The 20,853-nt window shown below is 48.5% G+C and carries 20 protein-coding genes; 12 read left to right on the forward strand and 8 right to left on the reverse strand.

Annotation, left to right across the window (positions count from 1 at the left end):
- Positions 1–9: 9 nt before the first annotated feature.
- From folK to yjgA, 5 genes are all read left to right on the forward strand, one after another.
- Positions 10–600: a 2-amino-4-hydroxy-6-hydroxymethyldihydropteridine diphosphokinase gene (gene folK / locus R0I52_RS01875; RefSeq protein WP_317052917.1), complete on the forward strand. Its 591-nt coding sequence runs from the start codon at positions 10–12 to the stop codon at positions 598–600.
- Positions 601–651: 51 nt separating this feature from the next.
- Positions 652–1,452 (forward strand): 3-methyl-2-oxobutanoate hydroxymethyltransferase, encoded by an 801-nt coding sequence (gene panB / locus R0I52_RS01880; protein ID WP_317052918.1) that lies wholly within the window; start codon positions 652–654, stop codon positions 1,450–1,452.
- 87 nt (positions 1,453–1,539) lie between these two features.
- On the forward strand, positions 1,540–2,421 hold the full coding sequence (gene panC / locus R0I52_RS01885; protein WP_317052919.1) for a pantoate--beta-alanine ligase: 882 nt from the start codon (positions 1,540–1,542) through the stop codon (positions 2,419–2,421).
- 205 nt (positions 2,422–2,626) lie between these two features.
- On the forward strand, positions 2,627–3,598 hold the full coding sequence (rapZ, locus tag R0I52_RS01890; protein ID WP_317052920.1) for an RNase adapter RapZ: 972 nt from the start codon (positions 2,627–2,629) through the stop codon (positions 3,596–3,598).
- A gap of 56 nt (positions 3,599–3,654) precedes the next feature.
- Positions 3,655–4,167 (forward strand): ribosome biogenesis factor YjgA, encoded by a 513-nt coding sequence (yjgA, locus tag R0I52_RS01895; protein ID WP_317052921.1) that lies wholly within the window; start codon positions 3,655–3,657, stop codon positions 4,165–4,167.
- 157 nt (positions 4,168–4,324) lie between these two features.
- Here yjgA and R0I52_RS01900 read toward each other — a convergent pair whose 3' ends face one another.
- Positions 4,325–4,945, reverse strand: a complete 621-nt coding sequence (locus tag R0I52_RS01900) for a thiol:disulfide interchange protein DsbA/DsbL (RefSeq protein WP_075102176.1) — start codon at positions 4,943–4,945, stop codon at positions 4,325–4,327.
- Positions 4,946–5,291: 346 nt separating this feature from the next.
- On the opposite strand from R0I52_RS01900, the gene ubiG reads away from it, so the two are divergent.
- The 4 genes from ubiG (at position 5,292) to R0I52_RS01920 (ending at position 8,274) form a co-directional block, all read left to right on the forward strand.
- On the forward strand, positions 5,292–6,140 hold the full coding sequence (ubiG, locus tag R0I52_RS01905; RefSeq protein WP_317052922.1) for a bifunctional 2-polyprenyl-6-hydroxyphenol methylase/3-demethylubiquinol 3-O-methyltransferase UbiG: 849 nt from the start codon (positions 5,292–5,294) through the stop codon (positions 6,138–6,140).
- 55 nt (positions 6,141–6,195) lie between these two features.
- Complete coding sequence (locus R0I52_RS01910) at positions 6,196–6,906, forward strand: HAD-IA family hydrolase (protein WP_317052923.1); 711 nt, start codon at positions 6,196–6,198, stop codon at positions 6,904–6,906.
- A gap of 84 nt (positions 6,907–6,990) precedes the next feature.
- Positions 6,991–7,824, forward strand: a complete 834-nt coding sequence (locus R0I52_RS01915; RefSeq protein ID WP_105244591.1) for a YciK family oxidoreductase — start codon at positions 6,991–6,993, stop codon at positions 7,822–7,824.
- A gap of 183 nt (positions 7,825–8,007) precedes the next feature.
- On the forward strand, positions 8,008–8,274 hold the full coding sequence (locus tag R0I52_RS01920; protein ID WP_317052924.1) for a DksA/TraR family C4-type zinc finger protein: 267 nt from the start codon (positions 8,008–8,010) through the stop codon (positions 8,272–8,274).
- A 118-nt stretch (positions 8,275–8,392) separates the two neighbouring features.
- Here the strand turns inward: R0I52_RS01920 and R0I52_RS01925 are convergent, their stop codons facing one another.
- Together R0I52_RS01925 and ompR are read right to left on the reverse strand one after the other, a co-directional pair.
- Positions 8,393–9,622 carry a CobW family GTP-binding protein gene (locus tag R0I52_RS01925; RefSeq protein WP_317052925.1) on the reverse strand — a complete coding sequence of 410 codons (1,230 nt, stop codon included), beginning with the start codon at positions 9,620–9,622 and terminating at the stop codon, positions 8,393–8,395.
- Between the two features lie 85 nt (positions 9,623–9,707).
- Positions 9,708–10,466 carry a two-component system response regulator OmpR gene (gene ompR, locus R0I52_RS01930; RefSeq protein ID WP_075102182.1) on the reverse strand — a complete coding sequence of 253 codons (759 nt, stop codon included), beginning with the start codon at positions 10,464–10,466 and terminating at the stop codon, positions 9,708–9,710.
- Between the two features lie 543 nt (positions 10,467–11,009).
- Between ompR and R0I52_RS01935 the strand changes: the two genes are divergently transcribed.
- Positions 11,010–13,532: a Tex family protein gene (locus R0I52_RS01935; RefSeq protein WP_317052926.1), complete on the forward strand. Its 2,523-nt coding sequence runs from the start codon at positions 11,010–11,012 to the stop codon at positions 13,530–13,532.
- Between the two features lie 172 nt (positions 13,533–13,704).
- Here the strand turns inward: R0I52_RS01935 and R0I52_RS01940 are convergent, their stop codons facing one another.
- The 3 genes from R0I52_RS01940 to R0I52_RS01950 form a co-directional block, all read right to left on the reverse strand.
- The gene (locus R0I52_RS01940; RefSeq protein ID WP_317052927.1) at positions 13,705–14,217 is read right to left on the reverse strand and encodes a hypothetical protein; all 513 of its coding nucleotides are present in this window, start codon (positions 14,215–14,217) and stop codon (positions 13,705–13,707) included.
- 307 nt (positions 14,218–14,524) lie between these two features.
- Positions 14,525–15,337, reverse strand: coding sequence for a hypothetical protein (locus R0I52_RS01945; RefSeq protein WP_317052928.1), 813 nt, complete (start codon positions 15,335–15,337; stop codon positions 14,525–14,527).
- 499 nt (positions 15,338–15,836) lie between these two features.
- Entirely contained in the window at positions 15,837–17,123 is a 1,287-nt protein-coding gene (locus tag R0I52_RS01950) for a saccharopine dehydrogenase family protein (RefSeq protein WP_317052929.1), read from the reverse strand.
- Between the two features lie 519 nt (positions 17,124–17,642).
- Here R0I52_RS01950 and R0I52_RS01955 point away from each other — a divergent pair.
- Positions 17,643–17,798 (forward strand): DUF1328 domain-containing protein, encoded by a 156-nt coding sequence (locus R0I52_RS01955; protein ID WP_011512513.1) that lies wholly within the window; start codon positions 17,643–17,645, stop codon positions 17,796–17,798.
- A 153-nt stretch (positions 17,799–17,951) separates the two neighbouring features.
- Here R0I52_RS01955 and R0I52_RS01960 read toward each other — a convergent pair whose 3' ends face one another.
- The gene (locus R0I52_RS01960; RefSeq protein ID WP_192995764.1) at positions 17,952–18,245 is read right to left on the reverse strand and encodes a 4a-hydroxytetrahydrobiopterin dehydratase; all 294 of its coding nucleotides are present in this window, start codon (positions 18,243–18,245) and stop codon (positions 17,952–17,954) included.
- A gap of 103 nt (positions 18,246–18,348) precedes the next feature.
- Positions 18,349–18,648, reverse strand: coding sequence for a GNAT family N-acetyltransferase (locus tag R0I52_RS01965; RefSeq protein WP_105244600.1), 300 nt, complete (start codon positions 18,646–18,648; stop codon positions 18,349–18,351).
- Between the two features lie 482 nt (positions 18,649–19,130).
- Between R0I52_RS01965 and ettA the strand changes: the two genes are divergently transcribed.
- Positions 19,131–20,792 (forward strand): energy-dependent translational throttle protein EttA, encoded by a 1,662-nt coding sequence (ettA, locus tag R0I52_RS01970; protein WP_198335638.1) that lies wholly within the window; start codon positions 19,131–19,133, stop codon positions 20,790–20,792.
- Positions 20,793–20,853: the final 61 nt, after the last annotated feature.

A 20,853-nucleotide genomic window follows, 5' to 3' on the forward strand; every position in this document is an offset into this window, starting at 1 on the left:
GCCAATGGTATGAATAATCGCCTTCATAACAGTCAAAGTACCGATGGTGCCGCAGATGTCAATAGCACAACTGATCACGGCAATAATCAGGACGCGGCAGAGTGGGCATGCGCCTATGTGGGGTTGGGTAGTAATTTGGCCAATGAGCTGGGCTCGCCGACCGAACATCTACAGACTGCCCTCAACGCGATGCAGGCGCATGCGCAGATACGTCATCTTCGGGTGTCATCGTTTTATGCGTCAGCGCCGATGGGGCCACAAGACCAGCCTGATTTTGTCAATGCGGTCGCGGGGTTTGAGACGACGTTATTGCCGTTTGAGCTATTGGCGTTTTGTCAGCAGCTAGAGGCACAAGCAAAACGGGCGCGTTTGCGCCGTTGGGGTGAGCGCAGTTTGGATGTCGATATTTTGCTATATGATCAGCTGCAAATGACGGATGCTAAGCTGACCATACCGCATGCTGGATTGTGTGAGCGTAACTTTGTCTTGCTGCCGCTACGTGAGATAGCGCCAGAGCTACAGGTATTGGGCAAGCCGATTGCGGACTATCCACCAAGCTGCGATTGGACAGGCCTCAAGTTATTAAAAAGTAACTCATGAGCGGTGAGCTCGCCAGATATTCAGCTGATAATCAAAGGGATTGAGGGCTATATGACGACGTTATCTACGCTAAATAAATTTAAAAAAGAAGGCACTAAGTTTACGTGCTTGACCTGCTACGATGCGATGTTTGCGCGGATGATGGACAAGGCGCAGATTGACACGATCTTAATCGGTGATAGCTTGGGGATGGTCGTTCAAGGCCATGACTCAACGCTGCCAGTCACGGTTGACGATATGGTTTATCATACTGCCAATATCGCTCGGAGTAATAGCAGCGCCTTAATTTTGGCAGATCTGCCGTTTATGAGCTACGTCACGTTGCCAGAAGCGGTGGCCAATAGCCGCAAGCTGATGCAGGCGGGCGCGCATGTGGTGAAAATAGAAGGTGGTCGTGAGCTGTGCGAGCTGGTCACGACCTTAGCGCAGGCAGGCACACCAACGTGTGTGCATCTGGGACTGACGCCGCAATCAGTCAATGTCTTTGGTGGCTATAAAATCCAAGGCCGCGGTGAGACAGCAGCAGACAAGCTACTGGCTGATGCCAAAGCCGTCGTCGACGCAGGCGCAGCGCTGTTGGTACTAGAATGTGTGCCCGCTGAGCTGGCCAAAGCGGTGACCCAAGCAGTCGCGGTACCAGTGATCGGAATCGGTGCAGGCGCAGATACCGATGGTCAGGTGCTGGTCATGCATGACATGCTCGGTATGGCACACGGCCGCGTACCGCGTTTTGTCCATGATTTTTTGACCGATGCGCGCAATCATGCTGGCAGTATTGAAGGCGCGTTTGCCCTGTATCAGCAGTCAGTGCGCGACGGCAGCTTTCCTGCTGCTCAGCATCAATTTAGCTAGCTTTTTGGATTGATGATAGTTTGATCTTTTAGTGAGTTTGACTTTGTCTTTGGGCAGTTACGATTATTAAGAACAGAAGGCTTTATCATGCCAATCATTTATCAGCAGATATCAGACTTGCGTGCAGCGCTGCAGCCGTATCGCACTCAGCAATCTATCGCTCTGGTGCCGACGATGGGTAACTTGCATGATGGCCACCTTGAGCTGGTGAACATCGCCAAGCAACACGCTGATATCGTGGTGGTGAGTATTTTTGTCAATCCCACGCAGTTTGGTGAAGGTGAGGATTTTGATAGCTACCCGCGCACGCTGGACGACGATGTGGCAAAGCTTGCCACAGTGGCGGCAGACTATGTCTTTGCGCCCAGTATCGAGGAGATGTATCCAGTCTTGCCGCCTGCGACAGCAGTGCTGGCGGGGACGATTAGCGCGCAGCTATGCGGGCAGTCACGTCCTGGACACTTTGATGGTGTGGGTATAGTGGTGTCAAAACTGTTCAATATCATCCAGCCTGATGCGGCGGTGTTTGGACAAAAAGATTACCAGCAGTTGGCGATTATCAAGCAATTGGTGCGAGACCTTAGTTATCCGCTAGAGATTATCGCTGCGCCCATTGTCCGTGCTGCCGATGGTTTGGCGCTATCGTCACGCAATCAGTATTTAACGGCCAGCGAGCGGCAAGTGGCTCCTGTGCTCCATCAAGCGCTGCAGGATTTGGCGCAGCAATTACAAGATATAAAGATAGCGCCGCAAGGCTCGATATTGCCGCACATAGCGGCGCTACTTGCACAGACGCGTGAGCAACTCACAAATGCAGGGTTTATTGTTGACTATTTAGAGATAAAAACCGCTGAGCTGGATGCTATAACAGAAGGTTTTGATAAAGATAAGCAAGACATGGTTATTTTGGTAGCGGCATGGCTGGGGCGCGCGCGTTTATTGGACAATCAGCTAGTGACTCTCAAGTAGTCCTTATGCAATTCGCTCTCATGCAGTTAGCCATCATGCAATTTGCCGTTATATCATTAGCCATCGCAATGTGCAGGAAGCAGTAGCGTCAATTACTGATAACAATCGCCATAGCTGCTTTGTGGCATAAAGCACGGCTACTTTTATGAGGGCTGAGTAGGGTGGCTTGGTGGCTTGGATAACCTAGGACAGGTGAGTGATGGACATGGATCAACATAATAGCAATCAGCCGTCTGAGCAGGCTTTGGAGCAAGTGCGACGGTCAGCCGCCGCAGATGCACTTAGCATCCTTGTCGTCTCAGGTCGCTCAGGCTCTGGCAAAACATCAGTGCTCAATATCTTAGAGGATCTTGGGTATTATTCTATCGATAATTTGCCTTTGTCTTTGGTGCCACAGGCAGCTCATAAGCTGGTGATGGAAAGTGGTATACGCCGTATCGCCCTTGGGGTCGATATTCGCACACCGCGCGCTGATCTGTCTAACTTTGCCGAGACTTATGAGGCGCTAAAAACAACGTATGGCAAGCAGGCGGTCAAAGTCGTTTATGTCACCGCGCAAGAGCATACTTTGATCGCGCGGTTCAATGCCACTCGCCGTGTCCATCCGCTGATGTCGCAAGATGTGGACAGTGATAATGCCCGTCATATCGCCTTTAACTTGCCAGCGGCCATCAAAAGAGAGATAGAGCTGCTAGAGCCGATAGCAGGTCACGCTGATATCAGAATCGATACCAGCAGCTTAAATATCCATCAGTTAAAAGACAGCTTACGTGCGCATATCGGTATGGACAATCAGATTGTCATCAATCTTTTGTCTTTTGGGTTTAAGTATGGCAGCCCTATAGATGCTGATTTTGTCTTTGATGTGAGGGTGTTGCCAAACCCGCATTGGAACCCTGAGCTGCGAGCGGCGACTGGTCTAAATGCAGAGGTCGCCACATTTTTTGCCGATTATCCAGAAGTGGCAGAAATGACGGACGATATCGAGCAGTTTTTGACGCGCTGGCTGCCTGAGTTTTTGCACAATAACCGTCATACCGTGACGGTGGCGATTGGCTGTACAGGCGGTAAGCATCGCTCGGTATTTATCACAGATACCTTGCAGCGCCGTTTGGCACAGAACATGCCAGCAGGGGTCAAAGTGTTGGCCAAGCACCGCGAAAAAAGCCGGTGGTAAACTCCTAGCAGACGTGCACTTTATTATTTTACTATTCATCACTTCGGAACGCTTTTATGATTGACTGGTCAGAACAGGATATGCGCGTCTCGCGCACAGAACTCAAAAAAGCCCATGAGCGCTTGCAGCAGTTATCCATACCGCTTGCAAGCTTGTCGAAAAAACAGCTAAAAAAACTGCCAGCCAGTGATTATTTTATGGCTGAGCTGATGGCATTGGCGGACATCACCAGCGCCAATGCGCGCAATCGTCAGACTAAGCGTGTGGGTAAGCTTATCGGCGAAGAAAACCGCCACGAGCTTGTCAAAGCGTTGTTTGATGCTTATTTTCCAAAAGAGCAAGTCTCCAAAATCGAGAGCTGGTATGAGCGCCTCAATATCAATGATGAAGGCACGCTAAAGCAGTTTGTCAAACAATACAAGGCCTCTGAGCGCAACAGCATGTATCAGCTGTTACTATGGATTGAGTACGCCAAGCATATGCAAGATGATGAGCTACTAGCAGAGTCAGAAGCCGATTTGGCCAGTTATATACGAGAAGTGGCCATCTTGTCGCAGCTCAAAAAATAACTGCCCAGCGTCGCTACCAATGTTATAAACGCTATAAACGTAAACAAATAAAAAAGCCAATCATCAAATGATTGGCTTTTATTTATAAGCTTGCTATCACGATATATATGCCCGAGGCTGCGATAAGATCAACGCGCTCGGTTAAAAAGGGCTGGGTTTATTTCTTTTCAGCGCGTGCTTTGTCAACCAAATAGTCAACGACCTTGGGTACTTTGGCGCTTTCACCAGTGACGACGTATTTGCCTTGTACCACGACTGCTGGTACCCCTGAGAGCTGATAACGCTTTGCGCCAGCTTGTGAGCGGCCGATTTTTGTGCCGACGGCAAACGAGTTGTATAGGCTGTTAAATTTCTTTTCATCCACGCCTTTTGACGCATACCACTTGCTCAATGATGCTTGGTCAAAGAGTTTTTTGCCGTCTTTATGAATGGCATCAAACAAAGCGTCATGGGTTTTGTTTTCAAACCCTAATAGCTGGGCGGCATAAAAACCACGGGCGTTGGCTTCCCAAACAGGATTGAGCGCCGCTGGGGTCTTGAAGAATGCGACATCTTTGTCTTTGGTTTTTGCCCACTTTTCCATATGCGGATTGAGGACGTTACAATGCGGGCAGCCATACCAAAAAAACTCACGAACAATGATGGCGTCACCGCTGATTTTTTCTGGATTGTCGAGCACGCGATAGTCTTTTCCGGCGACATAGTCGGCAGCTTGTGCGCCCATAGTGGCAAGACCAATAGCCATAGCCAGACCAGTCAGTGTGATGACACGTTTCATACTTTATCCTTGAGATGTATAAACTTAGGGTGATGATGGGTTTTACCGCTTAGACAGGCCAAAAGTGCTACAAGCTGTATAAACGATAGAGTGTCGAGTACGGTCGACCTACCATAGAGTAGCGCCTATGATAACGTAAAACATAGGCGCTTGTGAATCCGATTCTTAACGAATGGTTGTAAAGCTGTGAGCGAATCAATAGCCATGACTCACAATCCGTGACGATGTACCTCACGACAAAACCGCTACTCTCATGCTAATATTGAGTATATCGTCGTGCGCGTTGTAGACGTTGTACGACAATCCTTTCATATACGACACTTATAATGACAATAAAGGAAATATCATGAGCTCAGTCCATGCTTCTTCGTCAACTGCCAATGAGCATACCGATAGCCGCGTCAATGATGCCGAGACTAACAGCATCAATGTGGATGCCAGCGAGGTGGATAAATTTAATAAGCTGGCAGGGGAGTGGTGGAGCAGCACGGGCGCCTTTGCAACATTGCACGAAATAAACCCACTACGCCTCAACTGGATAGAAGAAAATATCAAACGCGGCTATCAAAGCGCACCGTCCTCTGTTGATGAGCAGTACACTGATAAGACCGCCGAGCAGGGTCTGGCGGGCAAAAAAGTGCTGGATGTGGGCTGCGGCGGCGGGATATTGTCAGAATCAATGGCACGCCGCGGCGCAGATGTCACAGGCATTGATTTGGGGACCGAAAACCTAAAAGCTGCCGCCCTCCACGCCGAGCAAAGTGACCTTGGGCACACGCTGCGCTATCAGCATATCCCTGTAGAGACGCTGGCAAAAACGCACGCCGGTCAGTTCGATGTGGTGACCTGTATGGAGATGCTGGAGCATGTGCCGGACCCTCAGTCGATTGTGCAGGCGTGTTTTGAGCTGCTGGCACCAGGCGGGGTGTGCGTGCTATCGACGATCAACCGCAACCCCAAATCCTATTTGTTTGCCATCATTGGTGCAGAGTATGTGCTGCGTCTGCTTGATCGCGGCACTCACGATTATGCCAAGTTCATCACCCCCGCTGAGCTTGACAAAATGGCTGTCCATGCTGGATTTAGACGCCAAGACATCATTGGCCTGCACTATAATCCGCTGACCAAACGCTACTGGCTGGCACAAAACGTCGATGTCAATTATATGATGGCGGTACAAAAGCCACTACAATAGCGCCGCCCTCAAGTGATTTTGCCTACATTTATCTTTTAGACTAAGAGCATTTATTATGAGCCAATTTGTAAAAGCGGTTTTATTTGACCTTGATGGGACGTTAATCGATACTGCTGCCGACTTTGTCCGTATCATCGCAAAGATGAGCGGTGAAAACGATTGGCAAGCGCCGCCGGAGGGGCAAATTCGAGAGCAAGTCTCTGCCGGAGCCTCGGCGATGGTGCAGCTGATGCTGCGTCATAATGACCAACTGCAGGCGAGTGATGAAGAGCTGCAGCGCTTTCGTCAGCAGTTTTTGGACGATTACGCAGCAGACATCTGCGTCGATAGCTGCGTGTTTCCTGCGCTCGACGAGGTGCTGAGCACACTGGAGGCAAAAGACGTGCCCTGGGGTATCGTCACCAATAAGCCGCGTTATTTGGCCGAGCAGTTGCTCAATGTGATGCAATTAGATGAGCGCTGCGCGGTGCTGGTGTGTCCCGACGATGTCTCGCGCTCAAAACCTGATCCTGAGCCAATGTATGTGGCCTTAGAGAAGCTCGGTATTCCGCGCGGTGCGGCAGGCTGCGTATTGTATGTCGGCGATCATATACGCGATATCGAAGCCGGTAACGCCGCTGGCATGCCGACGATTTTGGCCGCTTATGGCTATATCCCGCCTGAAGACCAAAAAAGCCTAAAAAAATGGGGCGCAGACTATATTACTGAGACACCTGAAGCATTAAATAAACTTTTATTGTCTTCGGGTCAGTTCGATTATTTATAGCCTCTACAAGATAAGCCTATAAGCCATTTATCGAAGTAACGATTACGCATCCTAACTATTTAATAATAAGCAGTGAGTAATGCCATGAGTGACACTACGAATCAGCCAACCAAACCGCAGAGCAGTACAGACACAGCTGGTTTTACCCAGCCGTTGACACATGACGAGATCCGCAGCTTTGTACCCCCGGACAACTGCTTGGATGGCAAGACTATTTTGGTGACAGGAGCAGGTGACGGTATCGGGCGGGTCGCCGCCTTGACCTATGCGCGCTATGGTGCGACTGTATTGTTGCTCGGACGTACCAGCAGCAAGCTTGAATATGTCTATGATGAGATTGAGAGCTTTGGCGGCAAGCAGCCTGCCATGCTACCGATGAACCTAGAGGGTGCCACTTATGCCGAGATGCAGCAGCTAGAGGGACTGATCGATAAAGAAATCGGCCAGTTAGATGGTATCTTGCATAATGCTGGCCTGCTTGGGCAGCTAACACCGCTTGAGATGTATGACGTCGATACCTTTGCGCAAGTGATGAAGGTCAATTGTACGGCGACATTTATGCTGACGCAGGCGCTATTACCGCTGCTCAAAGATGCAGACAATGGCTCTATCGTCTTTACCTCTAGTAGTGTGGGCACACATCCGCGCGCGTTTTGGGGTGCCTATGCGCTCTCCAAGCAAGCAGTGGAGGGTATGAGCGATATCTTTACTCAAGAGACAAAAAACACAACCAATTTACGTTTTAATTGTATCAATCCGGGTGGGACGCGTACCAACATGCGTGCTCATGCCTACCCAGGAGAAAACCCCATGAGCCTAAAAACCCCTGAGGATATCATGGCAGGTTATGTCTGTTTGATGAGTGATGCCAGTATCGGCGTGCGCGGGCAAGTGGTCGAATTGCAACCAAAAGACTAGTGCTCGCCAATCAGATATAGACTCAGTCACGTCTCATCGTGCTTAGCCTATATCTGATGATGGCGTCATCATCTACCGCCCCTAACTGGCATTGTAATCCATAGAGATAACCCCATCTATTTGTTATTAAAGGCTTTTATTGTCTAAAAGCTAAATAGCATTAATAATAAATAGGATGACGTTATGGCAGGTGGATGGTCAAGAGATGGTGCTGAGCATGAGCAAATGGATGCAACGGTCAACGACGCATTAGAGCGGGCGCGACGGGCTATGCCTAAAGGTGAAAGCGCTGAGTTCTGTGATGAGTGTGGCAATGCGATACCACAAGCACGGCGACTGGCCGTACCCGGTGTGCAGCATTGTGTCGGCTGTCAAAGCGAGCTTGAACAAACCGCACGGGCAACGGAGCTGTTTAATCGGCGCGGCAGTAAGGACAGTCAGCTTCGATAGCAGGCATACATGATAAGAGTGAATTGAAAAAGCCAATACTTCTACAATATTGGCTTTTTTATGTGTATAGCCTGTATTAAAGCTATACAGAAGCGACCAATAAGTAAATAGAGGCCCGCTACCCTAATACCACGACCATTGCCATAAGCTGACGATCATAGGGTTGCCAGTCGATAGCGATGGGCGTATGGTCAGCGCCATCATTGCTGCCATTGTCAGCACCTTGCAAAATGACCTCCAAGCGGCTATCACTCTGCGCACTGACTGTACGGGTAGTTAGGCTATCAGGCGTGAAGTTCAGCTGCAACCAACCATCCGAGGTGTGTACCACGCCTTTGATGCGCTGCCAGTTTGGTAGCCTCAGTAGCCAACTTTGTAAGGTATCTGCGGGCAGCACATAATGCGCTGGCAGTCGCCAACCGGCCAAGAGCAGGTCTTGCTGTGTCTCGTGATAACGATAAGGCAGCTCGCTATCGGTATTATTTTGGGCACTACTGCCAGTCAAGGGAGTACCGGCCAACGCAGAGACGACAGGAGTGTTACCCTGCAATGGCGTGCGAAGTGCTGATTTGGCCAATGGCCCAAGCGCAATCTTATGCTGACGGTTTAAGACCTGACTGGGCCTGGTCAACTGCTCGCGTAGCATGGCGATATAGGCTGGCAGCGCGTCACTTTTGTCGCTACTGCCATTGCTGCTGCCCTCAGGATTGTTGCTGTGATCGCTGTCATGACTAACGGCCGCAGCAGGCTCATGTGCCGCCCAAAGGATAGTAGCGTGCGGATTCAGTGTGGCTATCCATGCTTGTAGCGCTTGTATTTCGTCGGCGCTTAGATGATCGTAACGATTGATAATCAGTGCATCGGCCTCTTTTACATGCACCGCAAAGCCCTCATGCTCACGGTATTTGGCTTGCTGCCATTGTTTGGCGTTTAAGACAGTGAGTACCGCTTGCATTTGTAGGGCAGTTTGCCAATGTGGCTCGCTCAGCTGCTGGACGAGCTCGCGAGGGTGCGCCAGTCCGGTCGGCTCGATGAGCAAACGCTGCGGCTTGTGCTCACTGAGTAGGCGGCTGATGGCGATTTGTAAGGGTAGCTGACTGGTGCAGCAAATACAGCCGCCGCTGACCTCCCGTACCGCGATCGTCTCTTGCGCCGCCTGCCACCAATTAGCCCCTTTTAGCAGCGTACCATCAATACCGATACGACCAAACTCATTGATTAATAGCGCCCAGCGCTGCTCGGTCGGTTTGGTAGTCAGTAAGTGATTGATGAGGGTCGTCTTGCCAGCACCCAAAAACCCTGTCACTAAGGTGCAGGGTATGTTTTGAAAAATAATTGGGTTTTTCACAGGTATGCTCATCATATTGGCACGTGTTTGTGAGTAACCAAACACGGCCTATATTAAAAGAAATTAGATCAGTCAAAAGCTATAGCTATTCACTCTTGGCGGTTTCGGCCTCTGCCTCATCGGGTACAAACACATAACCCACGCCCCATACCGTCTGGATATAGCGCGCTTGTGACGGATTGTCCTCAATCAAGCGGCGCAGGCGTGAGACTTGTACATCAATAGAGCGCTCCATTGCACCCCATTCACGGCCCCGCGCCAGATTCATAAGCTTATCACGAGTCAATGGCTCACGCGGATGTTGCACCAAGGCTTTTAGGACAGAAAACTCGCCTGTCGTCAAAGTCACGACATTGCCGTCGCGTTTGAGCGTACGCGTTGATAAATCAAGTGTCCATGGTCCAAACTCTACTACTTCTAGCTGATGGCTTGGCGCACCTGGCAGCTCACGGTTTTGACGACGCAGTACCGCTTTGATACGTGCCAGCAGCTCTTTTGGGTTAAAGGGTTTTGGTAAGTAGTCATCAGCGCCTGCTTCGAGGCCAGCGATACGATCAGCGTCGCCACCTTTGGCGGTGAGCATGATGATAGGGATGTCGGCATTGTCCTCACGCAAGCGCTTACAGATACTAATGCCGTCCTCACCTGGGAGCATCAAATCAAGCACCACCAACGAAAACAACTCGCGCTGCATCAGTTTATCCATCTGGCTGCCATCATGGGCGGTGCGCACGACAAAACCGTCGTCCTCTAAAAAGCGCTGCAACAAAGAGCGCAAGCGGGCATCGTCATCGACGACCAAAATACGCTGAGTCAAAGTATCTGGGCTATTATTATCTGTCATACAGGCATCCTCTTATAAAAATTATTATGAACATTCATTATCGGTGTCACGCATAAATTGCGCTGAGCAACACCCTTATCATTATTTGCTCTGTGATTAAAAACTGTCTAAAAAATTATCTAACAACAAAGATCCCTCTTCATATGCCCTATAGTCAATCCAATATAAAAACACCGTTTCATTGAGCGACTTGATAGCCAGGTATCTGATTTATTTGGCTTCGACTATAGCCTTCTAAATATAGAAGTACACGCGGTTATGTAGCGGCGGTAAACGATACAAAATAGTCAGACTTAGAGATTCACTCTACAAGACATCACCAAACTGCGCCGCTGATACTTTAGTGTATAAGATTGCACCAGCAATTGCATCACCCATCAGGATAAATGCTGTATGCGTTTGTTTAACAAGGCCGAAACAGAAAGGTTAAAAGGCGATATCGACCATAAAATCTAGGCAAAAGCGCAAAAAGATAAAAAGGATTTTTATTCATGCAGCTTTTGCTATAATGCAAAACTACATTTCTCAACGATTGATACGTATATGAGTAGCACTGATACCTTAACGCCATCTCAAACCCAGACAAATACACAGGTTTTGGATGCAACCACACACGCGAATATTCACGACAAGCTTGCTCGCGCGCTTGGCATTAAGACTGCTCAAGTCAATGCGTTTGTCAAACTTTATGATGAAGGCGCGACAGTTCCGTTTATCGCCCGTTACCGTAAAGAAAAGACGCAAAATCTTGACGATGCACAGCTGCGAGCGCTAGAAAAATCGCTCAACTATGAGCGTGACATGGCCAGCCGCCGCCTCAAAATCACTGAGCTGCTCAGCACGCAAGGCAACTTGACAGATGAGCTGCAGGCGCGCATTGACAATGCGACATCGAAACTTGAGCTAGAAGACATCTATCTGCCATACCGCCCGCGCCGCCGCTCTCCTGCGGCCAAAGCCCGCGCTGCCGGTTTGGACGTACCAGCACAAGCGCTGTTGACCCAAGAGATTACCCCAACTGATGCATTGGCAGATTATGAGGCGCCAGCCAGTATCTCTGATGACAAGGGCAATGAGATAGAGGTCGACTTCGGTGATCTAGACAAGCAACTGGCAGGCGTACAAGCCATCATCGTTGATGAATGGACGCAAGCGCTGGATTTGCTTGATAACTTGCGTAATGGCTTTGCAAAGACAGCGAGCATCGTATCGACTGTCGCCAGTGACGAAAAACGCGAAGTGGGCGAGAAGTTTAAAGACTACTTTGAGCATAGCGAAAGCCTTGCGCGCCTGCCCAATCATCGCCTGCTTGCGATGCTGCGTGGCCGCCAAGAAAATGTCTTGGGCCTAAAAATCGATGGCGAAGACGCTCCCTTTATCGAAAAAATCATCAGCCACTTTGATATCGATGCCAAAGCGCCTGCTGCTCGTCGTGAGTTTTTGCAGGCGGCGGCGACCAGCCTGTGGAAGGATAAATGGCGTCCGCATATCGAGCATCGTTTATTGACCGAAAAACGTTTGGCTGCTGAGGCTGATGCGATTGAGGTGTTTGCCAGTAACTTACAGCATCTACTCATGGCTGCGCCTGCTGGCCGCAAGGTGATTTTGGGCGTCGATCCAGGTATCCGTCACGGTGTGAAGATGGCCATTGTCGATGCCCAAGGTCATGTCATGTTAGATAATGAAGACAAACCTGTGGTGGCGACTGTCTATCCATTTGCCCCTGATAATAAGATGGATGAGGCCAAAAAAGTCATCGATGAGCTACTGAGCACTTATAAGGTTGATTTGGTGGCTATCGGTAATGGTACGGCAAGCCGCGAAACCGATGCGATGATCAAAGAGATTTTGGCCGCCAACGCTGAATTAAAAGCCAAAGCTGTTATCGTCAATGAGTCAGGCGCGTCTGTTTATTCTGCCAGTGAGCTTGCCAGTGATGAGCTTGCTAATTTAGATGTCTCGGTACGCGGTGCGGTTTCTATCGCCCGTCGCTTGCAAGATCCGCTATCTGAGCTGGTCAAGGTCGATCCAAAAGCCATTGGCGTGGGTCAATATCAGCACGATGTCAACCAAAACCAATTGGCAGATAGCCTCGATAAAGTCACGCAGGATAGCGTGAACGCGGTGGGCGTCGATGTAAATACCGCCAGTCCTGCTATTTTGGCGCATATCGCTGGTCTAAACAAAAACGTCGCTCAGCAAATCGTGACTTACCGCAAAGAGCACGGCGCATTTGATAGCCGTGAATCCCTCAAAAACGTCCCACGTCTAGGCGCTAAGACCTTTGAGCAAGCGGCAGGGTTTTTGCGTATCCACGGTGGCAGCAATCCACTGGATGCGACAGGCGTCCATCCAGAGAGCTATGCATTGGTTGACAGCTTGCTGGCGCAAACCGGTAAAGCATTGTCAGAGGTACTGGGTAATGATGGGGTGTTAAATAGCGTTGATACCACAGCACTGGCGGCCAATGACGACAATGTCAGTGTAAAAGCCATCATTGAAGAGCTGGCAAAACCTGCGCGCGATCCACGCCCTGAGTTTAAGACCGCTAACTTCCGTGAAGACGTCAATAGCATTAAGGACTTAAGCGAAGGCATGCAGCTAGAAGGCGTGGTCACCAACGTCACCGCCTTCGGGTGTTTTGTGGATGTCGGTGTACATCAAGACGGGCTGGTACATATCTCGCAGATGGCCAATGACTTTGTCGCTGATCCGATGAACCGTGTCAAACCAGGCGATATTGTCTCAGTACGTGTCATCTCTATCGACGAAAAACGCGGCCGTATTGGCTTTAGCATGAAGCCTGAAGCAGAAAAATCAGCGCGGCCAGCCGCCAAGCCTGCGACCCGCAATACTGCTGGTGATGAAAAAGCGAGCCGTCCGCGCGGCAATCGTCCAAACAATAAGCGCCCAGCGGATAAACGTGCAACAAAACCGCGTGACCATCGTCAAGCTAATGACAATGCCTCTAACCGCAGCAAGGCGCCAAAAGCCGACGCATCAGCCAAAATGGGGACTTTGGGTGCACTGCTACAAGAGGCCGGCGTGACCAAAAGCAAAAAATAATCAGTATTATAAAAAATAGAAAAAAGGCAGCCATGGGGCTGCCTTTTTTGTGTCATACGCTTGTATCAATTGTGCCTTAATAGGCAAAATGCCATCTGTGTTTATGCTGTTTGTTAGCGACGCTATAATTGAGGCGCTGCTATTATCGAGACGCTATTATTGCGCCCAAATCTTAGCGTGCGATAGCGATACGGCGATTTTCTTTAAACTCGACATCCGCAGGCTGCGTTGCGAGTAGCTCACCACGCTTGTCTTTTTTCTTTTCTTGTAATGTGATTTCTGTGTTGGCAGCTTCGTCGTCGGTTGCGCCTTCACCTGCCAATAGTGGCTGATAGTTTGCATCACTGTGCTGCATGTTGAGTGCTGGTGCAGGCTGCTCGGTTTGCGCAGGTTGCATATCAGCCGCTGCCATTGCATCATTTTCTTCCTCAGTAGCTTCGTTAGTCGCTACCTCCGTGGCTGCTGCATCTGTGATAGCGACGACCTCTTCACTTTCTACAGCGCCAGGTTGAGTGGCCAGTAGCTCACCGTCTGGGCCTTCGATTTCGGCCTGTAAGGTATTGTCTACGGGTTCGGCCAATTTATCCGCTGGGGTCACCTCTGCGGTGTTGACTGGGGCTGCCATCGCCATAGTTGGTAAGATAAGTGTCGCACCCATGAGTAGTGATAAGGCTGTGTTTTTCATGATAAAACTCCAAAATATAATAAGATGATTATGTACAAAACCACAAATCCGCGCATAAGATGGTGAACTTTGAGTCACTACCTTATGTGCTGATACGAACTTGTTATTATTCCCAAACGCAAAATACCAGCTCTAGAGCCAGTATTTCAGTAGTAAAGTCATTAAGGTTCTAACAGCTTGGTATTTTCTTGTGACATTATGAAACACTGGTAATACATTTGCGACAATCTCTCTCCAAACTTGTCTTTGGTTATCTTTGTTTTTGGCGCCGTGAGTGCGTATTTAAGAGAGATTATATGCCAATCCCTTATTTATTTGCTTCTTTAGTTACCTGAGGCATCTCGTCAGCATCAGGAACGCGAACCACAGGGAAGGTTTGGTTGATCTCTGTGTTGTCAAGGACGTCGGCATTGGCCTCTTCGCCCACAATAACAGCGCGATTGGCATTATCTTCGATGGCGATTGCCGTACCTTGAGCGGTGTTGACGCGTTTGATTTGATCGTCTGGGGCGATGATGACTTCTTTGACGCTGTATTTGGCTGGACGTATCACGCGCGTTGTCTCGACGACGACAGGCTCTACGCTGCGCGCTTCATTGACCGCAATTTGTGCCTCTGGGGCAGGGGCTTCACTGACGATAGGTGTGGGAAATTTATCGCCGAAATGGTTGTCACATTGCTGCATACTCAAGCGAACTGGGTTGCCAGCTTTGTCCATATAGACGTTGACGGGCATATCAGCAGCGATAGGGACATATTTGCCGACCAACGCGCCCGATACCCCATAACGACCGTTTGATTGCCCAACGCCTAGGTCACAGGCCCCTGCAGAGTAATCCTTAGTACGTAAGTTACGGCGATCGACCACGCTTTGGGGGATCATCACTTCTGCTAGTGTCATTTGTTTGACGGCGGCTTCACCGGCTTGGCGCTTGGGGTTTTGATAAGTATAAGGGGTATAAAATTTGGCTGAGCCATCTTTGACTGCGCTGACGCACTCATCGTAGCTATCATAGCCAACGTTGCCATGGCCATCGGTGGTCATAGCTGCATTGGCAGAGCTTGCCAACATCATAAGGCCTGAAGTAAATACAGCGGCGGTTAATACGTGCAATTTCATCGTGGTTCCCTCTTGATTGTTATTGATTTTGCTCTGTCTTATATCACTCTCATGGCTACGTAACATGAACGATGTGCCATTCACTGTGTGTTACCAGAAGCTAAGTGGTCAGGAGCAGTATTTATAAGGTGTTTATTCTTCATAAGATGTTTAAAAGGTAAGGCACAAAAAGTTATGCGACCTTTGTTATGTGACCTTTTTATCCTACGCTAGTGACCAAAAGATGGCTGTGACATTAGGCTAGGAATGTGTAGCATAATGTATAAAAAAATCGTCAACAGGCAACATCTGTCACTAAAAAAGTACACTAGTTGTATTTATTAACAGCCGCTCAGATTTGTCATTTGATGTTTCACTACATTTTCTAAAATTTTTGCCATAAAAAACCGCACCTTATAAATAAGACACGGTCAGAGACTATAGTCGATCTGTTATAAAATAAGCACAGTACGGCTGGGATGAATGTGATGCAGTCCCTCATCTACCCATGATAATAATGTTAGGCATCGACTACCTCAAAACGAAGGCCGGCATGCTCCTCTAAGCGCGACAGTAAGGTATCGCCCATCGCGGCCGCTGGCGTCCAAAATCCACCGGCCACATCGTCTTTGCTGATATCTTGTGCCAAGCAAAGAGCGGCCTGTGCCAACATACGCGAAGTGCTGCCGTAACCTGGGTCTTTATCGCCGGTGACTTTGGTATTGATGGTCTGGTTGCCAGTGGTTTGACCAAACAGACGAATATCGAAGTAGCCGTTTTCTTGCTCTTCTTTAGAAGGGCCAGAGCCTGACTTGGGCAGCACATGCTTAGATAGTAGCTCACGGCTGGGTTTGATCATCATCGCTGTGGCAAATCCAAATAAGCCTGCGCTCATCGCATAGCTCGATAGTTGACCTTTGACGCCATCCTTCATCCACATCGCTTCATCATATTTAAACTGACGCCCGTACTCATAGCCGAGCAGTTGGTTGGTGCGATGGACGATACGGGTGTTGATACTGGCCATGACAAAGGGCGCAAGCCAGCGTTTGTGCTCGCTGTCGTATTTTGGTTTGCTGATGTTGTCTTGGCGTACGTTTGGCGCGTCTTTATCATCGTTTAGCAAATAAGGGTTGGCCACTTGCTTGCGGCGCGATTTGTCTTCTCCGACTTCTTCAAATATCGTTGCCATTGAGGCAATAGTGCCGCCAGACAGTCCACCTTTTGCCGCCTTGACACGCATATGAATGACATTACATGTCTCACCAAATCTCTCTTCGGCTTGCTTTTGGGTAAAATAAACCCCCAAATCTGAAGGAATGGAATCAAACCCGCAGGAGTTGACAATACGAGCGCCACTTTGCTTTGCCGTCTCCTGATATTTATCCATCATGTCTTTGATAAAGATGGCTTCACCGGTCAGATCGACGTAATCGGTGCCATTTTCTGCACAAGACTTGATCAGTGGTTCGCCGTACTTGAGGTAGGGGCCGACGGTTGAGATGATGACTTGGGTTTGTTTGGTCATCGCATCGAGGCTGGCGGCGTCGTTACTATTGGCAATGATGGTGTCGACTTTGCTGGCAAGTTTGGACTGCAAGTCGTTTAGCTTTGCTTCATCACGGCCGGCGATGGCCCATGTGACATTAGAGCCGTCTTTGTTTTTGGCATTTGACAAAAAATGGGTCAAGTAATGAGCGGTGATTTGCCCGACAAAACTGGTCGCTCCATAAAGCACGACCGCATAAGGTCGTTTTTCAGTGTTGTTTGCAGCGGTGTGATTGGTCGTATCCGTATTGGTATCCATAACTCTCTTCCTTATATGAATGGTTGTTTTTAGCGGCTCGTTTATTATCGTAGCTACCATCATCATAGCAACTTTTGCTCAATTATCATCTGGTCAAGTGCAGTACTGACAGTCATTTTATGGTTGGGTTGCGACAGTCAGCTTCCTATAAAAATGTGACAGCAAGGCTGATAACTAGGGCGTGTCCTCCATACTGCGCCTAGCTGCTTTTTAGTGGATCACTATGAGGGGTTATAACAGATTTAATGGACAAAAAAAGCGTGACTTATAAAACACCATCTGTCGCTACACACAATCTTTATAAACAAAAACAAGATTTGGCGAGTATTAAGACTTGCTACAAAGGTTACATAATCCACCGATATCATTACCAAAATGAACGTTGTCTGGCGACAAATGTTGCTAATCTATGGTCGTAAGTCGTTGTAATAGGTATAAAAAAACAACAATTAATGAGTATGAGAAGGGATAGCAGACAGATCTGCAATCTGGTTTTGATTATCATTCAAGGAGAAGATTATGTTTCGCTGGGCTATTATTTTTGCCGTTATCGCATTGTTAGCAAGTTTCTTGGGCTTCGGCGGTGTCGCAGGCTTATCAGCAAACTTTGCGTATATTTTATTGGCATTGGCGGTGATTTTATTTATCGTCGCATTTGTAAGCCGCCGTATGTAGTCGGCAGTTAAGCAGCTAAGATGTTTAACTATTTTAAATATGCAGGCAATTTTAAATATACAGGCAAGATGCTTGAGTATATTTGGTAAAAAAAAGTCCTCGATTTGAATCGAGGACTTTTTTTGGCTGCTGTGTTTGTCTGTCAGATAGCGCTTATAAGCGTTTGGGCTGAATGATGTGCTCCATGCGTTTGGCCAAACGGATATCCAAGCTTGAGATGCCACCTGTATCGTGGTTGGTCAAGCGCACTTCTACCACATTGTAGATATTACGCCATTCAGGATGATGCTCGAGCGCCTCTGCATGAAAAGCGGCTTGATTCATAAAGCTCATGGCTTCGATAAAGTCGCTAAAGTGATAGGTCTTGACGATACTATTGCCGTCACGTTGCCATCCTGCCAGATCTTCTAACTGTAGGTTGATTTGCTTGTCAGATAAACTACTCATATTAATAACCTTTATTGTTATGTGGTTTGGTTTATTAAAAATAACGATGACGTCAGCTGACTGGCGAACAGTCTGTTATATCAAGTATTTTATACCAAGTTTTTTATACTAAGTCTTGATACTCAGGTCGTCTATTGATGTAGGAGGCGACAAATGAGCATTGCGGCACCACCTTTTTATCATGAGCGCGGGCATAGTCGAGAGCATGCTTGACCAGTGCTGTACCAAGACCACGGCCGCCTAGCTCTTTTGGCACGATGGTATGGTCGTACACCAGCTTGTCGTCGCGCTCCTGATAGCTGATATAGCCTGTATGACCGTCGATGGTGGTCTCAAAGCGGTTTGCGGACTCGTTGTGGGTGATGGTTGGGGCGTTGTCTGCAGTAAATTCCTGTGTACTCATCATATACTCCGTTGTTGGTTTTATTAGATTGCTTTAGGTTGAGGGTATTTAGACAGTGGCTCTTATACGAAAGCTCTAGATCGATGTTTCTTATAAAAAGGCTCTAGATCGATGATAGATGGCGGCATTGTTTATTTATTATCTGCCCAAATACGTTATGCCTTATTATGCGCTGCCTGCGAGTAGATTTATAGCCCTTTCGAGTAATCGTGGATAGGGTATATGTTACGATAGCCTACCATTATCAAAATCGTCAAGGCTCGTTGCGGCCGTCAAAAAACTCGATAAGGTTGGCTTATTTCACCAATTAATCCAATACTTTAGCAGAAAAGGCATGAAAGCCGTCTACTCGCTTGCAGGGTATGCGCCACAATGCGATAATGGCAGACAATTTACAACCCTGATTTTTGAGGCGCAGCCCACTGAGCATCCGTGCAAAGTGCGACTGTCACGCCTTGTCTATGCAGTCTATCGGAGTGTTAATGGCTCAATATATTTACACGATGAACAACGTGTCAAAACTTGTTCCGCCTAAGCGTGAGATTCTAAAAAACATCAACCTGTCGTTTTTCCCTGGTGCCAAAATTGGTGTGCTAGGTATCAACGGTGCGGGTAAGTCTACCTTGCTACGTATCATGGCAGGTGTCGATACTGAGTTTAGTGGTGAGGCGCGCGCGCAAACAGGTACCAAAGTCGGTTACCTACCGCAGGAGCCACAGCTTGATGACAGCAAAGATGTCCGTGGTAACGTCGAAGACGGTATGCGTGAGGCGTTAGATGCGCTCGCGCGTTTGGATGCGATTTATGCCGAATACGCAGAGCCCGATGCCGACTTTGATAAGCTGGCCGAAGAGCAAGGCAAGATGGAAGACATCATCCAAGCGTGGGACGCTCATAACCTAAATACCCAGCTCGAAAAAGCCGCTGATGCGCTACGTCTGCCGCCATGGGATGCAGATGTCAGCAAATTATCTGGTGGTGAAAAACGCCGTGTGGCGCTATGCCGTCTGCTATTGTCACGTCCTGATATGCTACTACTTGACGAACCGACCAACCACTTGGATGCCGAATCGGTCGCGTGGCTTGAGCAGTTCTTGCAAAACTACAGTGGTACCATCGTCGCCATTACTCACGACCGTTATTTCTTAGACAATGTCGCGCAGTGGATTTTGGAGCTGGACCGTGGCCATGGCTATCCTTATGAGGGTAACTATACTGAGTGGCTCGAGCAAAAGAACAACCGTCTTGAGCAGCAGCAAAAGCAAGAAGAGTCTTTTGCCAAAGCACTGAAAAAAGAGCTTGAGTGGATTCGTAAAAATCAAAAAGGCCAACAAGCCAAGTCCAAATCTCGTGTGCAGCGTTTTGAGGAGCTAAACTCAACTGAGTTCCAAAAACGTAACGAAACCGCTGAGATTTATATTCCACCTGGTCCACGTCTGGGTAACAAGGTCATCGAAGTCAACAATATCTCCAAGTCTTTTGGTGATCGTTTGCTTTATGAAAACCTCAGCTTTAACGTGCCAGCAGGTGCCATCGTCGGTATCATCGGGCCAAACGGTGCGGGTAAAACCACGCTATTTAACATGATTACCGAGCGTGATACCCCAGATACTGGCTCAGTCGAGCTGGGCGAGAGTGTCAAGGTTGCCTATGTTGGTCAGGTACGTGACAACTTGGATGATAACAAAACCGTCTGGGAAGAAGTATCAGACGGCCTTGATATCATCAAGGTAGGCGACTATGAGACCCCAAGCCGTGCTTATATTGGCCGCTTTAACTTCAAAGGCTCAGACCAGCAAAAGCATGTCGGACAGCTATCAGGTGGTGAGCGTAACCGCTTGCAATTGGCTAAGACACTAAAGCAGGGCGCTAACGTCTTGCTGCTTGATGAACCGTCAAACGACTTGGATATCGAAACTTTGCGTGCGCTAGAGGATGCGATTCAAGTATTCCCTGGTACCGTCATGGTGGTCTCGCATGATCGCTGGTTCCTTGACCGTATCGCCACCCACATCTTGGCGTTCGAAGAAGAAGGCCCTGTATGGTTCGATGGTAACTACTCTGAGTTTGAAGCCTATCGCAAAAAGACCATGGGTGATGATGCTACTCCTAAGCGTATGAAGTATAAAAAGATTTCTACCTAAGAGCGGTGCTTATGGTACTCAATAAAATATAGTGCTCAATAAAAAAAGACCTCTAATCAGT

This window comes from Psychrobacter sp. CAM01, from assembly GCF_032842965.1.
GTDB classification, from domain to species: Bacteria; Pseudomonadota; Gammaproteobacteria; order Pseudomonadales; family Moraxellaceae; genus Psychrobacter; species Psychrobacter celer.